The sequence below is a fragment of the Bacteroides helcogenes P 36-108 genome (genome assembly GCF_000186225.1).
Taxonomy (GTDB): Bacteria; Bacteroidota; Bacteroidia; order Bacteroidales; family Bacteroidaceae; genus Bacteroides; species Bacteroides helcogenes.
Genome location: NC_014933.1, coordinates 3,353,060 through 3,367,481 on the forward strand (window position 1 = coordinate 3,353,060; position 14,422 = coordinate 3,367,481).

Here is a 14,422-nt window from a genome sequence, read left to right on the forward strand (position 1 = left end):
CATTACTTCAATAATCGAATAAATATTGCAGGAAGTTCAGCTTTGTCAGCTTCAATAGACAAACTATTACCTTTTTTATCTACTATAAATGTTGCTTTTTGAGAAGCTACCAAAGGCATTACTTTTTCAGTATCACCGGCCACAAACAAGCAGCCGGAAAAGAGAGGTGTAACTATCTCTTTCTTTTTTCCGTTCCATTTCACAAATACGACCTGCATCGGGCAGTATGTTGCATATCCGGCAGCATTCAGATACTGCATCAATTTATGTTCTGACTTTGGCGGCGTATATAATGCATGCCAACACATCATATTATTATCCATTATCATACCGTTTGCTTTTTCCATCCTTTTAATAAATCTTTCACAAATAAAATCCAGCCTACACTACCTACGCCTGCCAAAAACACAAAACCTATCAAAATCATTACTTTATTAGGCTTTGCAGGGCGCAAAGGCACTGTAGCGGGTTGTACTACCGTATATACCGGAGTTATTTCCTGAACTTTGGCTTTAGCCATCTGTAATTGTTGGGATACTTGTGTATATACTTGATATGCTAAATTCATTTCATTTTGTAAACGTTCCTGTTCCGCACGGTAACTCAACAAAATTATATTTTGGTTCGCATCTACGAAATTGGCATATTTTTTCTGAGCCTCAGTATAACTCACCTTAGCTTCTTCATATAATTTCGCTGTAAAAGCTAAATCATGCCGAGCCTTATTGGTCCTATAATCAGTGATATAATTTTGCAAACAATGCATAACAGTGTCAGTCAGTGAAGCAGAAATCATCGGATCCTGCATTGTTACAGCCAATGTAGTCACACCGGTCTTCTTATCTGCAGAAATAGAAATACGCTTGCTCAAAGCATCTGCAATCTTTGCTTCATCCAGTGTCAGATGAAAAGGATTAAATTCCGTGCCATCACCTTCCTCCGGTTTATCTCTAAATAAGGATATTGTCCAGCCTAAAGCTTTAAAAGGGGCAGACATTATAGCTCCCCACCAAGGTCCTCGTTGATAATCTTTAAGATAAGCATATAAAGTCGTATCTACCTTGCCTTTCTGATCTTTAACTCTCACATCAAATAATTCGATGAGAAACGGAGTAGAACTAACGATGTCAGGATACAGGTCGGGAGATAAAGCATCTTCACCGGAAGAACTGCCTAAATTAATACCTGCCATAGCAGCAAGCGCCCCCATGCTTCCACCACCGGACTTTCCTCCGCTTTCAGGAGCTAAAGTCACGCTGGTAGAATATTCTTTAGGAATACTGAATGAAACAATTAATCCGATAAAGGCAGCGATACCACATGTCTTAAAAACCAACTTGCGATCAACCCAAACTTTCCGAGCAAGCTCAATCAAATCAATTTCTTGTTCCTCCGGTTGTTGAGGAGACGTATTTTGTATCTTTTCTTCACTCATAACACCTAATTTACTTAAAAAGATTTACCATTGTTGCAATCATTGTCGCCAAGGATGCTGTAGTAGTACCCATTCCCATAATTTCGGCAACGCTCATTTTCTTCTTCGGATCTTTACTTGGAACAATAATTTCACATCCCGGCTCAATAGCTTTTGCATTCCCTGACTTTAAACGAGATACTGTACCATTCATGTAAACAACATAAGCTTTCCGCTTCTTCGCATCATTGCCGAAACCACCGGCTTGATTGATATAATAACGCAAATTCTCACCTTTTCTATATAGCACTGTATTGGGATACATTACCGCACCATTAATTTTAACCGTACTCACATATTCCGGAACAAACAGCATATCACCTTCACGTAATACCATATCATAATCTGAACCGGGATTCTGCAATGCTTTCTCCAAACTAATACCGACAGAATAAGTATCAGATAAATCCATTTTCTTTATTGAAATGGAATCACCTCCTCCCATTTGAGCCATACGCAATGCATCTTCCTTGCGACGAAGTTCTTCTTCAGTCATCTTGCGTATCAAACGAGCTCCCTTTACATAAGCATCGGGAGTTATACCACCAGCTTTAGTGATTAAGTCACTCAAACGCTCATTCTTTTTAGATAAAGCATAGCTCCCGCTGAAAAGAACCTCTCCACCTACCATCACATTCTGTTGCTGGTGATAAGCCGGACTTTTACGAATATACACTTCATCAAACGGTTCAAGATGAAAGTCCTCACTTCCCTCGCCTACCAATAAGCCCTCTCTTAAATCAAAAGAAAAATTCTCACCTACTGTTGTACTAAAAATAGTACTTTTAGGCTCTTTTACACGACGGGCTACTTCAATCTTGGTAGTAGCGGCAGCTTCCAATAAACCACCGGCTTGTATAATCAAATCTTCCACTGTCATTTTATCCGAATAGAGATATGTACCCGGATTAGCAACTTCACCATGAATAGTTAATGTTGCCTCTTCTTTTAAATCATGAATACTTGGTATATACAAAATATCATTTTTCTGCAAAGGAATGTCTGCTACAGTTCCATTCAACAATCCTTTCATGTCAACCGGAATAATTTCATGGGTCAAATCTTCAAGCTCACGATCAATAATAGCACGATTCAAAAAAGCATCCCCACGTACACCTTCAGCCTTCTTTATAAGCTGTTTCACTGTATTGACAGTTCCATTCAACTGATATAATCCTTCGCGATACACAGCTCCACGAATCTCAACACGGTTTTCAAAACGCTGTAATACTGAATCTACTGTAACGATATCACCATCTTCTATGCGGAATACAGAATAATCCATTTCATCCACATTATAAATTTGATGTTCGCGACCACTCTTACGCACAATGCGCACCGCTTTCTTATAAGCATCACCTGTAAAATTACCAGCGTACTTCAATAATGTAGCAACGGTTTCTGTTGGTTTCATTTCATAGTACATAGGGCGCTTTATTTTTCCCAATATTTGTACCAATGACTGATAGGGATTTACAAGAATAACATCACCATCCTGCAAACGAACATCATCTTTCATCTTCCCTTTCATCAGCAAGTCATAAATATCCAGATCTGCAATTACATTACCGTTACGTACAACTTTTATACTACGCAAACTACCTATTTTATTCACACCACCGGCACTATATAATGCATGGAATACCGAAGCAAAAGAAGAAAGAGTATAAGTTCCGGGAATCGCAACTTCTCCCATTACATTAACCTGAATAGACCGTATCTCACCCAATGTAAGTTTTACCTGCGTAGAAGGCACATTACCTGTTACACCTGAATAAATTCTGGCAAACTCCTGTTTCAGATAACTATTTGCCTCTTTAACAGTTTTACCACTCAAATAAACTGGTCCTAAATTATTAACCAATATACTTCCTTCAGGAGATATCATTTGACGGATAGTTGCTTCAGAAGCGCCCCAGACATCTATTATCACCTCATCTCCGGGGCCTAAACGATAGTTCACCGGAGTAGCAACGTTTACATTTGGTTCAAAAGTCAGGTTCTCATTTGTAAAAATATCATGACCATATATTTGCTGTGTGCGATCCTTTTTCACCAAGCCTACCCTATCTACGTCCAGTGAATCTTCGCGCATTTCCATCTGGGAACCAACCTTCTGTTTGAAAGAAGCACGTAAGTTTGAAGTTCTGCCTGATGATTGTTGTCCGCGTTGACGGGAACGATTACCATCTGAATTAGAATCCTGCAAGTTTCCAGTCTTAGAGTTTTCGTACTTTTGCTGTATTCTCCCAACCTGTTCTTTGGTTACACCTCTCCGCATCAATTCTGTAGTAATCTGCTTTTGATTTTTACCCATTTGCTGGGCACTTTTTACATATTGAATGACTTGATCATCCGACATTTGCTGAGCGACAGCCACTCCTGACAAAGTACATATCAAGAAGAATAGTGTTATTAATCTATGCATAAGATATTCTGATTAATCTTTTGAATTTTTGCAATCAATAAATATAAATCGGGCACAAAGGTAACATAATATTTTCATAATATGCATTTATTCTTCCTCTAAGTTTCCGAAAAAGCATTAAAAGGTTTTCTATGTCATATCTTTCAATGTTATGGAAGAAATGTCCAAATCTGATATTATCTTTTTCATTTCATTTAATAAGATTGCCGTCTTTTCAGTATAACTATACTTAATCAATACAGAAAGCGATTCACGAATTCGCCCATAATCACAAAGAGAAGATATTTCTTGTTTTATTTTTTTATAATGAGCTGACATCGAAAGTGCCTTATCTTTTTCTTCAAGAACATATATTTCCCCATTACCTCCCATCACTCCTGCCTCTAAAACAAGCATAGAGACCTCAGATAAAGTTATTAAGCCATGCAGTCCATTTGGATCAATATCTCCAAAACGTACAATCACCAACTGACTTCCCATCAACTCATCTGTATATTGTAATTTCTGCCCCAATGCCTGCACATATATTTCCGAGAGGCGTTTGGTGTATTCCACAGCCCAAACAGGATGAATCGCTTTATCTGTAGAAATTAGTACCATACGACAAACGTTGTATTGTACTACCAAATCAGCAATATTCATAGTTCCCAGCACATTAACTTGCAGAGACTCTGACACATAATCTTCCATTAATTGCGGTTGTTTATAGGCAGCTACATGAAACACCAATTGTGGTTGAGTTTCTTTAAATATAGCCTCCATACGTGTCCGGTTTGTGATATCAGCCACTAATACACGTACATTCAAATTTTTCCAATAATCGGAAAGTTCCAATTGCACATCATATAAAGGAGACTCCGCTTGATCAACCAAAATCAGCAAATATGGATTTAGCGAAGCCAGTTGACGTACGATTCCTCGCCCTATAACACCAGCAGCACCTATAATCATAATTCTACCCCCTTCTACATGAGATGCAATTTCCCGATTATTAATTTGTATCGGTTCTTTCCGAAGCCAATCTTCTATCTGAATATCTTTAATCAATTCACCATCCATACAATCGCTCAACGGAGGAACCATCATAACTTTAATACCATTAGAAAACAATCTATTTAAGATACCGGAAGTCTCTAAATCAACAATTTTCTCAGGAGATACAATGACAGCATGTACATTTTTCTCTTTTATACAATCAAGCAATTCATTATCATTTGCATATACTCTACATCCCATAGTATGCTTTCCTATCATATCCGGTTCATCTGAAATAAATCCTCGCAAACGAAAACGATTATTCTGACTGACCCGCAAAGACTTCGCCACATTCACCCCGGCTCCATGAGATCCATAAATAAACACATTCACAGAATGCCGCACATCAAAAGCAATAATTTCATATAGCATTTTTGCTCCTATTCGCAGACATACCATGAAAAAAAACGTAAAAACATAAGCAATAAAAAGAATACTGCTTGGCAAAGTTTCCACACTACTCAAAATAGACCAGCAAAAATTACCAATCCCCAATATCCCATAACTCAAAGTCAAAGACAGGAACACACGATAAATATCGACAAAAGATGAAAAACGAATTACCCCCACATAAGTTTGAAGAATATGAAAGAAAAAAATATTACTCAATAAGGAGAAAACAAGCATCCAGACATATAAAGAAGTCTTATAAAGAATGTAGGATATCTGAAATTGAAGTACATATGCAGACAACATAGCTGTCGCTACGACTATCACATCTATCAGCAAAACTATCCATTTAGACGCAATATGAGATGAAAAGTATTCATAATATACTCTTAGATTCATAAACAGTATCAGACTTGTTTATTCACAAAGTTAGTTTGCAAAGATGCTTCATTTCATTTGATTATCCAATTTTTTAAAAAGGAAATAATACATTACCATATATGAAAAACAGATATCCAAAATTATTTTTAAAAATTCAATAGATTATTTTTGTATTTTCAAATTAAAATATACCTTTGCACCCCGAAAGAAAAAGTTTTTTCGCCGCTATAGCTCAGTTGGTAGAGCAACGCATTCGTAACGCGTAGGTCGCCAGTTCAAGTCTGGCTAGCGGCTCTCCATTAGAACGCTGATTATCAATAGATTAATCAGCGTTTTTTCTTCCCAATTCGGTCATACGAATAAAAAAACTGCATTTCTACGAATATATTTATCCAAAAGTGTATAGTGGAATTGTGTTTTGATTATTCAGCTATGGCAACAATCAGATTAACAGTTTTAAATTCCATTAAGGAAAACGATGGCAGACTCCCTATATTGGTCTGCATATCACAAAAAGGCAAAAGAGCCTACATCAAGACCGAATTTCTCATTGACGATATTGCGGAGTTTGATAATGGGAAAGTTGTCTATCGGAAAGACGCCAATATGATGAACAAACGAATAGAGTTTGTATTTTCTCAATTCAAGGAAAAATATGACGGTATTGAAGACAAGGAATGGCTCACCGCCCTGCAAATCAAACAAGTCGTAACCTCAAGGCAAAGACCGACACACACATCTTTTATAGAGTTTTGGAAAGGCAGAATTTCAGAGTTCAGGGAAGAAGGCAGGGATAGTTATGCAAAGATGAATGAGGAAACGATACGCATCTTCGTTAAAGCTGAGGGCGACGTGCCCATATCAGCCATCAATACATTGCTTATCGAGCACTTTAAGAAGTGGATGGGCAGAAAAGGATATGCCAATGGGAACATTGGACTTAGGCTAACCCATCTAAAAGCCAGGATTAACGAGCTAATAAAAAATGGAGCGATAAAAACAGAAATACACCCGTTCGCCTATACCAAAATCCCAACGGCAGAACCAAAAGAATGTGATTTGACGATAGACGAATTTAGAAAGATACAGAATACAGAAGTTGAGGGAAAACGAATGAACTTGGCAAAGGACATGATTCTGCTATCTTTTTATCTCTGCGGAATCAACCTAAAAGACTTGCTTTCTATAAACCTCAGTGGCGATGCCATTACTTACGAAAGAACTAAAACGATGCACTCAAAAACAGGAAAAGGAAACATCACCATACCGATACATGATTGTGCAAAATATATTATAGATAAATATATAAACAAGAAAGGCGTATTAGATTTAGGCTATTCCTATACTTACTCTAATCTACAAAAGTACATCAATCTCTGCATGAAGGAACTCAAAAAACACTTGGGCATCAGACAAACACTGTGTTTCTACTCCGCCCGTAAGACCTTCGCCCAGTTTGCTTCCGAACTTGGTGTATACCAGACGGTGTGATAGACTACTGTCTTGGGCACTCAGACAAAAGTAAGGGAATCATAAGGTACTACACCAAGGTCAAGTAGAAACAGGCGGAAATAGCAATCAATAGGGTGATAGACTACGTGAACAATCCGGAGAAATATCAGGACTTCATAGAAATGAGGGCGGACATTATGATGATGAAAGGATAAGAAGAAAGGGCAGCTTACCCGGCTGCCCCTCCTATCAATTCTTCCAGCCAATACAACCGGACAATTGTTGGGGTGTAAAACGGAATCGAAAGATAAACCCATATAATAGTAAAATCATTCAGTTTCCTATTGCAGATTCTCAATCATACCATTTCCCAAATACAGAAGCCAAGGTTTAGAATTATCTTCCCAAATATAAACTTGAGCTACAAAACCTTCCTCAAAAGACTCTATAGATTCATCTTGAGGAAATTCAACAATATAATAAACTTGACCATTCTTAGTGCCATAAAAAGGACTATCTTTAGGTTCTTCCAATTCTTCTTTTTTCGATTTAAAATGAATCACCTGTTTTGAAATCATAGGTTTTCCATACTCTAATAGATATTCAGGAGCTTTTTTTTCTAATACTTTCTTAGAAATACTAATTAATAGACTATCTCTTTTATCTTTAGAAAGAGGTCTCAATGACTGTCCACAAAGAGGTGTTAATAATAGCACTGCTATTACTGACAATAAGCTCTTAATAATTACTGTTTTCATATTTTTATTTTTTAGGGATGTATGTATATATCTTTCTATCTGCATCAGAAGCATGTCCTCCTGTTACATAAAAAACACCATTTTGATTACTCTTTTCTCCGACATAATCATAAACAATAATAAGTATCTTATTCCTATCGGCATTTGCTATATCTTCTTTAGAAGGGCCAGCTTTTCTTTTCATGCCTTTCATTTCAGACATTGGGGTATGTGTATGGAAAGAGGCGACCGGCTTTGCTGTAATAGGCACTCCGTTCACAGAAGGAGATTTGTCTCCAAGGTTCATATTACCTCTTGCTTTTCCGTTATTCTTCACTGCCGCACCATATCTTTTTTTACCTATATAATATTGCTTCTTCACAGGATCATAATAAATCCAAAAGCCAACTTCTTGCCTTTGAGTTTTAGTAGAATGCTTCAGCATGTCACTCCAAGCTTCCTCCAAAGCCTTTTTTACAGTTGCATCTCTTATTACTTCTTCAAGGTTCGGTAAAGAAGCTGATTGCTGTGGAGAAGACACAGAAGATGAACCACTCCTTTGAGGAGAAAAAATGTCATCAAGTCCAGGCAGTTCCTTCGGAAGTGCAAAGGGAATATTTTTCTGGGGATGTTTAAAAGGATCCTCAGAAGGCGTCGGCCGCTTACCGATAATGGTTACCTCAGGTAATAAATAACTAGAACCTAATGGACTGTTCTTAAAAATGTTTTTAGTTTCAAGAGTTGACATATCTATTTCACTGTCACAATTGAATAGAAAGCCTGAACGAGTATTGGCCAATACATCTTCTGGGAAATTATGTAAATACCCAACGAGGTCCCTCCGAGCGCCATCAATAATACGTAATATTTTTAAGCGTTCTTTCAGAAAAGAGTCAAACCCAGAATATTCCTCTGGAAGCCTTACCATATACAAGTAGACATCGTTCGAAGCGCGGGCTATTATTAAATAAGAGCATGTATCAGCCGTTATATCTACTACAGGAACGTAATATGAAACTGTATCGCTCCGCTCCCTTATAATCCGCGCGACATCCCAGTCCGGATAAGCGTAAAGGTTCCGTAAATCCGGATTAATATTTAAAAATTCATTTAATTGATTACCGGCAACCTGCATTGTCCATTTTTCCTTATCCTGTTGAGGTTCCTGTTCTTCATAACATGAACAGAGAAACAGAAAGGGAAGTATTGTAGCAATAGCATACAATAACCTTTTTATTCTCATATAAAACAAATTATTAATTAATACTACAAATCTTAATACAAGCGCTTGATATTAATAATACAATTCATGTTAAAACCATACTCAAAGCAAAGCGCAAAAAGAAGTTAAAACCTTATGATTCTTTCAATAGGCAGAAAATAGCGTTAACATAGATTTATTATAAAGACAGACATATTACATCAGTTCCTTATTGGACGAAAGCAATATTATCTAAACAGTAAATGATAGCATACTCTCTTAAACGGAGAAAAGGTCCGGATAAATATTATTAGCCGGCCAAGTACCAGAAAACGTACAAATAGAAATTATCTTTCCCTAAAATATCCAGCCTGCAAGTCAAGCCCCCAATGCTTCTTCTTAGGCACAACGGTATGATAAATATCATTCGTCACGGCCTATAGATGCTTCCAGAGGCCATAAAAATATGAAATACCCAAATTACAATTTGTACAAATTATCCAAATTGAATAAAAAAACATGCATAAAACATACAATGAGAATATATTTAGGATATGTTCACACTCATGGCATGGAAGAAAAACATATATATGATATTTTTGCTAATGCTAAGTACTTTATGAATACTGAACTCTGTGCAGTCTGGGAAGATCTAAGCAGAGTTTTTTGTTTGCTATGACATCCCTCTCCCTAAGTGTAAGGAGGGGGATGTTTTTATATCAGAGAGCTTAACTCAAAAAGGGAGTAGAGCAAATATACCTCCAATGACAACCGCTGCAACAAAAAAATATCCCGGCTCATTGCTACGAACCGGGATAACAAACTAAATAGAGAGACAAAGCAGAACTATCATTCAACAGATTCACCCTTTTCGTTCAGAAGAACTGTCACATCTTCAGTGGACTGGTCTTCCTTAGTGATTGTGAGCACAACCTTATAAACCTTGCCAGTCTCTTTCTCAGAGACGAAAGCCTCCTTTATTACAGCTCCTTCATAATTTTTACCCAAAGATTCCAAAACAGCTTGAGGCAAATCCTTCACATCGATCTTCGTAAACTCGTCCTGGGGAGACTGTGCCGTTTCTACACCTGTTGCGTTGTTGACTTCCTGTGCAAACACTACTGAACTACCTAATCCCATAATCATTGCCAATGCTACCAATACCTTTTTCATAATCATAATTTTTAATGGATATTTAATTTAATTGTTTCTCGTATTAATTATAAAACAAAATGAATGCCAAAGTAAGGGGAATAGCATAATTTGCTGTGGGAAAACAATTTATCCATTACAGGAAAAATCATAATTCGTGGAAAAGTGTGGAATTGAGCACCATAAATGGGGAATAATTACACAAATGGTAATAGTCCTGTCCATATATCTGGGACAATCACTATTTACTGATCTTTACGATCTCGCTATACTCAATTTCAGACTTCGGATTGAAGTTCACAACCTCCTGTCGGAAGCCCTTTACTCCCCACCTCCACCAAAGAAACCGATGCTTATAAATAGCATGTACAATCTGTGCAATACTGTCCCTTGATTCAATAGTCATTGAACTGTCAGCCATACAAGCATCCACTCGCAACCATTTATCATGATAATGAAAACACCCGACCGTATCAATCTTATAGACAAGACTATCTTTAGTCTTAATTTCTACCTTAGTAATATATTCCACATCTTTAGGTCGTAATTTTAATTCCTTGATGAGTTTGGCATCCTCTGCCCGATACTTCTTTAATTCTTTAACGGTGAGGTTTAAGGAAGACATCGAGGCAACATTCAAACTGTCTTTCATCTTATAACGCTTCACTTCGCCCATGAGAGCTTCAATATTGCCTGTCTGCCGGTCACGTTCTGCCCGGAGTATATGATTCTGCTGAAAGAGAACAAAAATCACGGTTAGCAATACAACTAATATCCAAGGTAATGTTTTCATTCTTCTATTTTTCTATTATGAACTTTCTCCGAAATAAGACGTTACTATGAAGAACTAATCTGTAAATATTCATACCAGGACGGCTTTCCGCTGTGAAGCACATAGCCGTCCTTCCTTCTACAGCCCCCATCCCGCCTCCACATCCGGCATTACGGCGGGAACTCCATTCTCAACTTGTGAGATTGCAGCCGCGAAAGCGCACATAGTGGCGCGGTCGTCCACACAGGGCACGTAGCTTTCGGGCACTTGCATCTCCAGGCACACCCGCCGGATGTAGGCGGCGGTGTCGTTCTCCGAAGGTGGCGCCCAGCGGCGGATGAAGTCGGCCACCGTGCGACAGCCATTCAGGCGGTGGTAGTTCTGCAGCAGCTTCATCAGGGCTCGGTAGCCGTAGGACATACTGCGGAACTGGCAGAAAGCCTTGTCCTTCGAGGGACGGACCTCCCCCTGCCACAAAGTGCGCGATAGGCGGATGTTGCCAGGATTATTGTTTCTAAGACCACGGGGTAAAACTGTCATTTCAAACCTCCTCTCATTTTAAACAGATCCTTCAGATAACCGAAGGCCTCGGTAGTCAGGAAAGAATAAATGAAAGCTATCGCCTTGTTGCGAGGCCAAAGGGAATGCGCATTGCGAAATATGTTCGTCACATAGAAAAGGCTGACGACCCATGTACCCCATTTGGCTATGGTGAACACCAATTCACGCTCATCATAGCCGGTTGTAGCCAAAGAGATTACAAAAAGGACAGCAAAGATAAATCCTAATTGTTTGGCGGCGGTAAACGCCTTTTTAAACCTGAAGTCATTCCCGGCATTCTTGTCAGCGGCTATACCCATAATGATGTTAAAGGTCCAGACAGACATAAGAACGAGAATCGCTACAGATAGAGGCTGGAAAGCCGCAAGAAGCAAAGCAAGAAGCCAGGTTCCGAATTGTTTCATCATTTCATCCATTTTATCTACATATATTAATTAACTTTCCATGACAAGCAAAGTCTCCACTTTCTCTTTGATTTCAGCCATGTTTCCAGGCATTTGAACACTCATGCTGAAATGTCCGTCCCTGATACTCGCACTGCCGACTACATTGTCATTGTCAACAATGTTATAGCTGATACTTGTCACTTCTTCCGTTTTCTTGCCACCTTCATAATTGCGGGTGACTGTTTCGTTTACTTTTACTAATTCCATAATATTCTTATTTTTTTAAGTTATTAATAATATCATCCAAGACAGGAAACAGAACCTCATGCACAACTGCACCGAAGGCTTGTTCGACATAAACTCTCAAGGCGGAAGCACTTTTTGAATCCAGCTCCAGGCTCCCGGTTTTGTACAGCCTCCGGGCCATTTCCAGCTCACCAAGATCTTTTGTCTTATTATAGATATAGTTGGCAAGACCTTGATAGTCCATGTCAACCTTTTCCATACTACCGTCAATCTTCTTGACCGTCACTGTTCTAAAATCAATTTTCTTCATTATTACATTATTTATCAGTTATTATTTTAAGAATCCGTCCACCAGGAGCACATGGCCTGCCAATATGCACCGTCATAGACAAGTCTTGCAATGTTGAAGCCGGGAATATAAATCTCTGTGCGGTAATCCTGGTTACAACGGATCGACTTGCCATTACCTCTGATGCCCACACCCCCACCGCTGTCTTTCTTTATGTACACAATTTTTCCGGGTGTGGGCGAGGCAGGCAGGGTAATGTTGATATGCGAGCTATTGGTACACGTAATCCAGGTGTCATCATTGGTACACGTATAAAAACTGCTTGTCCGTACTGCCTTTACGCTCAAGCCGCCGATACGGGTAGAGCCGATGAAATCAATAAGCTCACCGGTACGGGCGGTAAATGTGCAGTTACCGTAGCTTTCGATGGCTTTTCCACTTCCGAAATCATGCCGGCGATTGATTCATTTTCCTTCTCAATCTTTTGCTCCGCTGATTCGGGAGGGGGCACGCCTTTGAAGCCGTCATTTGCGAACTCCTGTTTCAAGTCCTTGAAATAAGCGTCCAAGTCCTCATCGTCCTTGATGGCACACCTCTTGGCGTAGTTTTCGGGAATACCATACTCCTTAGCCTTTGCCAAAATCTGCTCCTGACGGGTGACTTGCGCCTTTTCCTGCTTCAACGTGGAAACTTCCGTCAAAAGGCTCTTGTTGGAATCAATCAAGGATTGCGCCCATGCAGGCACATCGTCTTTCTTTTCTTCCGTTGTGGTAGTAATGGTAGTCTCGGCTGGCTTACCGTCTTTAAAGTTATGCTTCTTCTCGTAGTTAGCCACTGCGGTTTTGGAAGCATCCCCGGCACGGAAATCACCATAGGAATTAAGCACGTCCGAAAAGCTGATACCCTCAACAATGGAGTTTACCTTTGTCTCGTCCGTTACGCCCTCTGCCTTTTTAGTGGCAATTCGGGTGAGAAAAGCAGTATCTATACCCGGAAACTTCGTTTGTAGTCCTGCTAAGATTTGTTCTAAGATTGTCATACCGTATGAATTTGAATTATAATTTCATACGGTAAATTTCGCCATTAATGAAGTGAGTGAAAAATAATTGGATAGGCGATACACAACAATGAAACGATTGTCGTAAAATGGCATAAAAAAAGCGTGACCGAAGCCACGCCCAAACAAATATTATTATCTTATCAGAAACCCAGTATCGCAGATGGAGGAATATTCAGCACTCTACACAGCAACCTCGCAATTTTGAGAGTAGGCTCTGAACGACCAGAAATATAATCATTCACCCGTGAGGGACTTATTCCAATCTCACCAGCAAGTTGCTTCTGACTCATTCCTTTTTCTTCAAGAGATAACTCTATCAATTCTGCAACAGTTGGTTTTTCTATCGGATAATGTTCTTTTTCGTAAGCTATCACAATATCAGACATAACGGAGAGTTCCACTGCATTCTTATCATTTGCAGGAGTATTATCATCAACCAATGGCAGAAGTTCTTCTACTCTTGCCAAAGCAAATTCATATTGTTCTTTACTAACTTTATTCATATCCTGTATCTTAAATGGTTAAACAATCTATTTTATCATATTCTTTATGAGTGCACACTTTCCGAATAAAAATATAGCCCATTGTAAACTTTACAACTACTATCAGTCAATAATTGTTACCTCTAATGTTGAATACATAGTGCTGATTGCCTACATAATCAGCGGCAGGAAAATCTACTTTAATATCAGATAGGTTTTTCCATTCTGCTTTTTCTGCTATATCATACCAACGTTCTAAAGCTATGCGTGAATCTTCATAACCTTTCGTTTGGTAAAACTCTTTCAATTTCTTATGTGATACAATTCTCATATCTCATTTATTTGATGCAAAAATACGAATTAATTTTGAATTGTA

At 38.7% G+C, this 14,422-nt stretch carries 15 protein-coding genes, 1 tRNA gene and 3 pseudogenes; 2 read left to right on the forward strand and 17 right to left on the reverse strand.

Going from position 1 to position 14,422, the window contains the following annotated elements:
• Positions 1 to 2: 2 nt before the first annotated feature.
• The 5 genes and pseudogenes from BACHE_RS13805 to BACHE_RS13820 all read right to left on the reverse strand — a co-directional run bounded on the left by BACHE_RS13805 (position 3) and on the right by BACHE_RS13820 (position 5,726).
• Positions 3 to 347: a UpxY family transcription antiterminator gene (locus BACHE_RS13805; RefSeq protein ID WP_041579442.1), complete on the reverse strand. Its 345-nt coding sequence runs from the start codon at positions 345 to 347 to the stop codon at positions 3 to 5.
• Positions 326 to 1,435 (reverse strand): Wzz/FepE/Etk N-terminal domain-containing protein, encoded by a 1,110-nt coding sequence (locus BACHE_RS13810; protein ID WP_013548329.1) that lies wholly within the window; start codon positions 1,433 to 1,435, stop codon positions 326 to 328. Before BACHE_RS13810 ends, BACHE_RS13805 begins: the two co-directional genes overlap by 22 nt.
• Positions 1,436 to 1,445: 10 nt before the next feature.
• Positions 1,446 to 3,521, reverse strand: a pseudogene (locus BACHE_RS13815) (polysaccharide biosynthesis/export family protein); the annotation flags it as partial.
• Positions 3,522 to 3,622: 101 nt separating this feature from the next.
• Positions 3,623 to 3,902: pseudogene (locus tag BACHE_RS18095) on the reverse strand (capsule biosynthesis protein); the annotation flags it as partial.
• A gap of 129 nt (positions 3,903 to 4,031) precedes the next feature.
• On the reverse strand, positions 4,032 to 5,726 hold the full coding sequence (locus tag BACHE_RS13820; protein WP_013548331.1) for a polysaccharide biosynthesis protein: 1,695 nt from the start codon (positions 5,724 to 5,726) through the stop codon (positions 4,032 to 4,034).
• Positions 5,727 to 5,929: 203 nt separating this feature from the next.
• Between BACHE_RS13820 and BACHE_RS13825 the strand changes: the two genes are divergently transcribed.
• Positions 5,930 to 6,002, forward strand: a tRNA-Thr gene (locus tag BACHE_RS13825).
• A 138-nt stretch (positions 6,003 to 6,140) separates the two neighbouring features.
• Positions 6,141 to 7,199: a tyrosine-type recombinase/integrase gene (locus tag BACHE_RS13830; RefSeq protein WP_245530894.1), complete on the forward strand. Its 1,059-nt coding sequence runs from the start codon at positions 6,141 to 6,143 to the stop codon at positions 7,197 to 7,199.
• A gap of 302 nt (positions 7,200 to 7,501) precedes the next feature.
• Here BACHE_RS13830 and BACHE_RS13835 read toward each other — a convergent pair whose 3' ends face one another.
• The 12 genes and pseudogenes from BACHE_RS13835 to BACHE_RS13890 form a co-directional block, all read right to left on the reverse strand.
• Complete coding sequence (locus BACHE_RS13835) at positions 7,502 to 7,918, reverse strand: hypothetical protein (protein ID WP_013548332.1); 417 nt, start codon at positions 7,916 to 7,918, stop codon at positions 7,502 to 7,504.
• Between the two features lie 4 nt (positions 7,919 to 7,922).
• Positions 7,923 to 9,140 carry a hypothetical protein gene (locus BACHE_RS17410; RefSeq protein ID WP_013548333.1) on the reverse strand — a complete coding sequence of 406 codons (1,218 nt, stop codon included), beginning with the start codon at positions 9,138 to 9,140 and terminating at the stop codon, positions 7,923 to 7,925.
• Positions 9,141 to 9,947: 807 nt separating this feature from the next.
• Positions 9,948 to 10,271 (reverse strand): hypothetical protein, encoded by a 324-nt coding sequence (locus tag BACHE_RS13850; RefSeq protein ID WP_013548335.1) that lies wholly within the window; start codon positions 10,269 to 10,271, stop codon positions 9,948 to 9,950.
• Between the two features lie 220 nt (positions 10,272 to 10,491).
• Positions 10,492 to 11,043: a DUF6549 family protein gene (locus tag BACHE_RS13855; RefSeq protein ID WP_013548336.1), complete on the reverse strand. Its 552-nt coding sequence runs from the start codon at positions 11,041 to 11,043 to the stop codon at positions 10,492 to 10,494.
• Between the two features lie 117 nt (positions 11,044 to 11,160).
• Positions 11,161 to 11,562 carry a hypothetical protein gene (locus BACHE_RS13860; protein WP_013548337.1) on the reverse strand — a complete coding sequence of 134 codons (402 nt, stop codon included), beginning with the start codon at positions 11,560 to 11,562 and terminating at the stop codon, positions 11,161 to 11,163.
• Positions 11,559 to 11,990 carry a hypothetical protein gene (locus tag BACHE_RS13865; RefSeq protein WP_148229859.1) on the reverse strand — a complete coding sequence of 144 codons (432 nt, stop codon included), beginning with the start codon at positions 11,988 to 11,990 and terminating at the stop codon, positions 11,559 to 11,561. The genes BACHE_RS13860 and BACHE_RS13865 overlap by 4 nt, the downstream gene beginning before the upstream one ends.
• A 27-nt stretch (positions 11,991 to 12,017) precedes the next feature.
• Positions 12,018 to 12,236, reverse strand: a complete 219-nt coding sequence (locus BACHE_RS13870; RefSeq protein ID WP_013548339.1) for a hypothetical protein — start codon at positions 12,234 to 12,236, stop codon at positions 12,018 to 12,020.
• Positions 12,237 to 12,243: 7 nt separating this feature from the next.
• A complete protein-coding gene (locus BACHE_RS13875) occupies positions 12,244 to 12,525 on the reverse strand; it encodes a hypothetical protein (RefSeq protein ID WP_013548340.1) in 282 nt (93 codons plus the stop codon).
• Positions 12,526 to 12,551: 26 nt separating this feature from the next.
• Positions 12,552 to 12,851, reverse strand: a complete 300-nt coding sequence (locus tag BACHE_RS17415) for a hypothetical protein (RefSeq protein ID WP_148229860.1) — start codon at positions 12,849 to 12,851, stop codon at positions 12,552 to 12,554.
• Positions 12,848 to 13,543 carry a hypothetical protein gene (locus BACHE_RS13880; protein WP_013548341.1) on the reverse strand — a complete coding sequence of 232 codons (696 nt, stop codon included), beginning with the start codon at positions 13,541 to 13,543 and terminating at the stop codon, positions 12,848 to 12,850. Before BACHE_RS13880 ends, BACHE_RS17415 begins: the two co-directional genes overlap by 4 nt.
• A 161-nt stretch (positions 13,544 to 13,704) precedes the next feature.
• Complete coding sequence (locus BACHE_RS13885; RefSeq protein WP_013548342.1) at positions 13,705 to 14,067, reverse strand: helix-turn-helix domain-containing protein; 363 nt, start codon at positions 14,065 to 14,067, stop codon at positions 13,705 to 13,707.
• A gap of 10 nt (positions 14,068 to 14,077) precedes the next feature.
• Positions 14,078 to 14,377 (reverse strand): annotated as a pseudogene (locus tag BACHE_RS13890) (type II toxin-antitoxin system HigB family toxin).
• Positions 14,378 to 14,422: the final 45 nt, after the last annotated feature.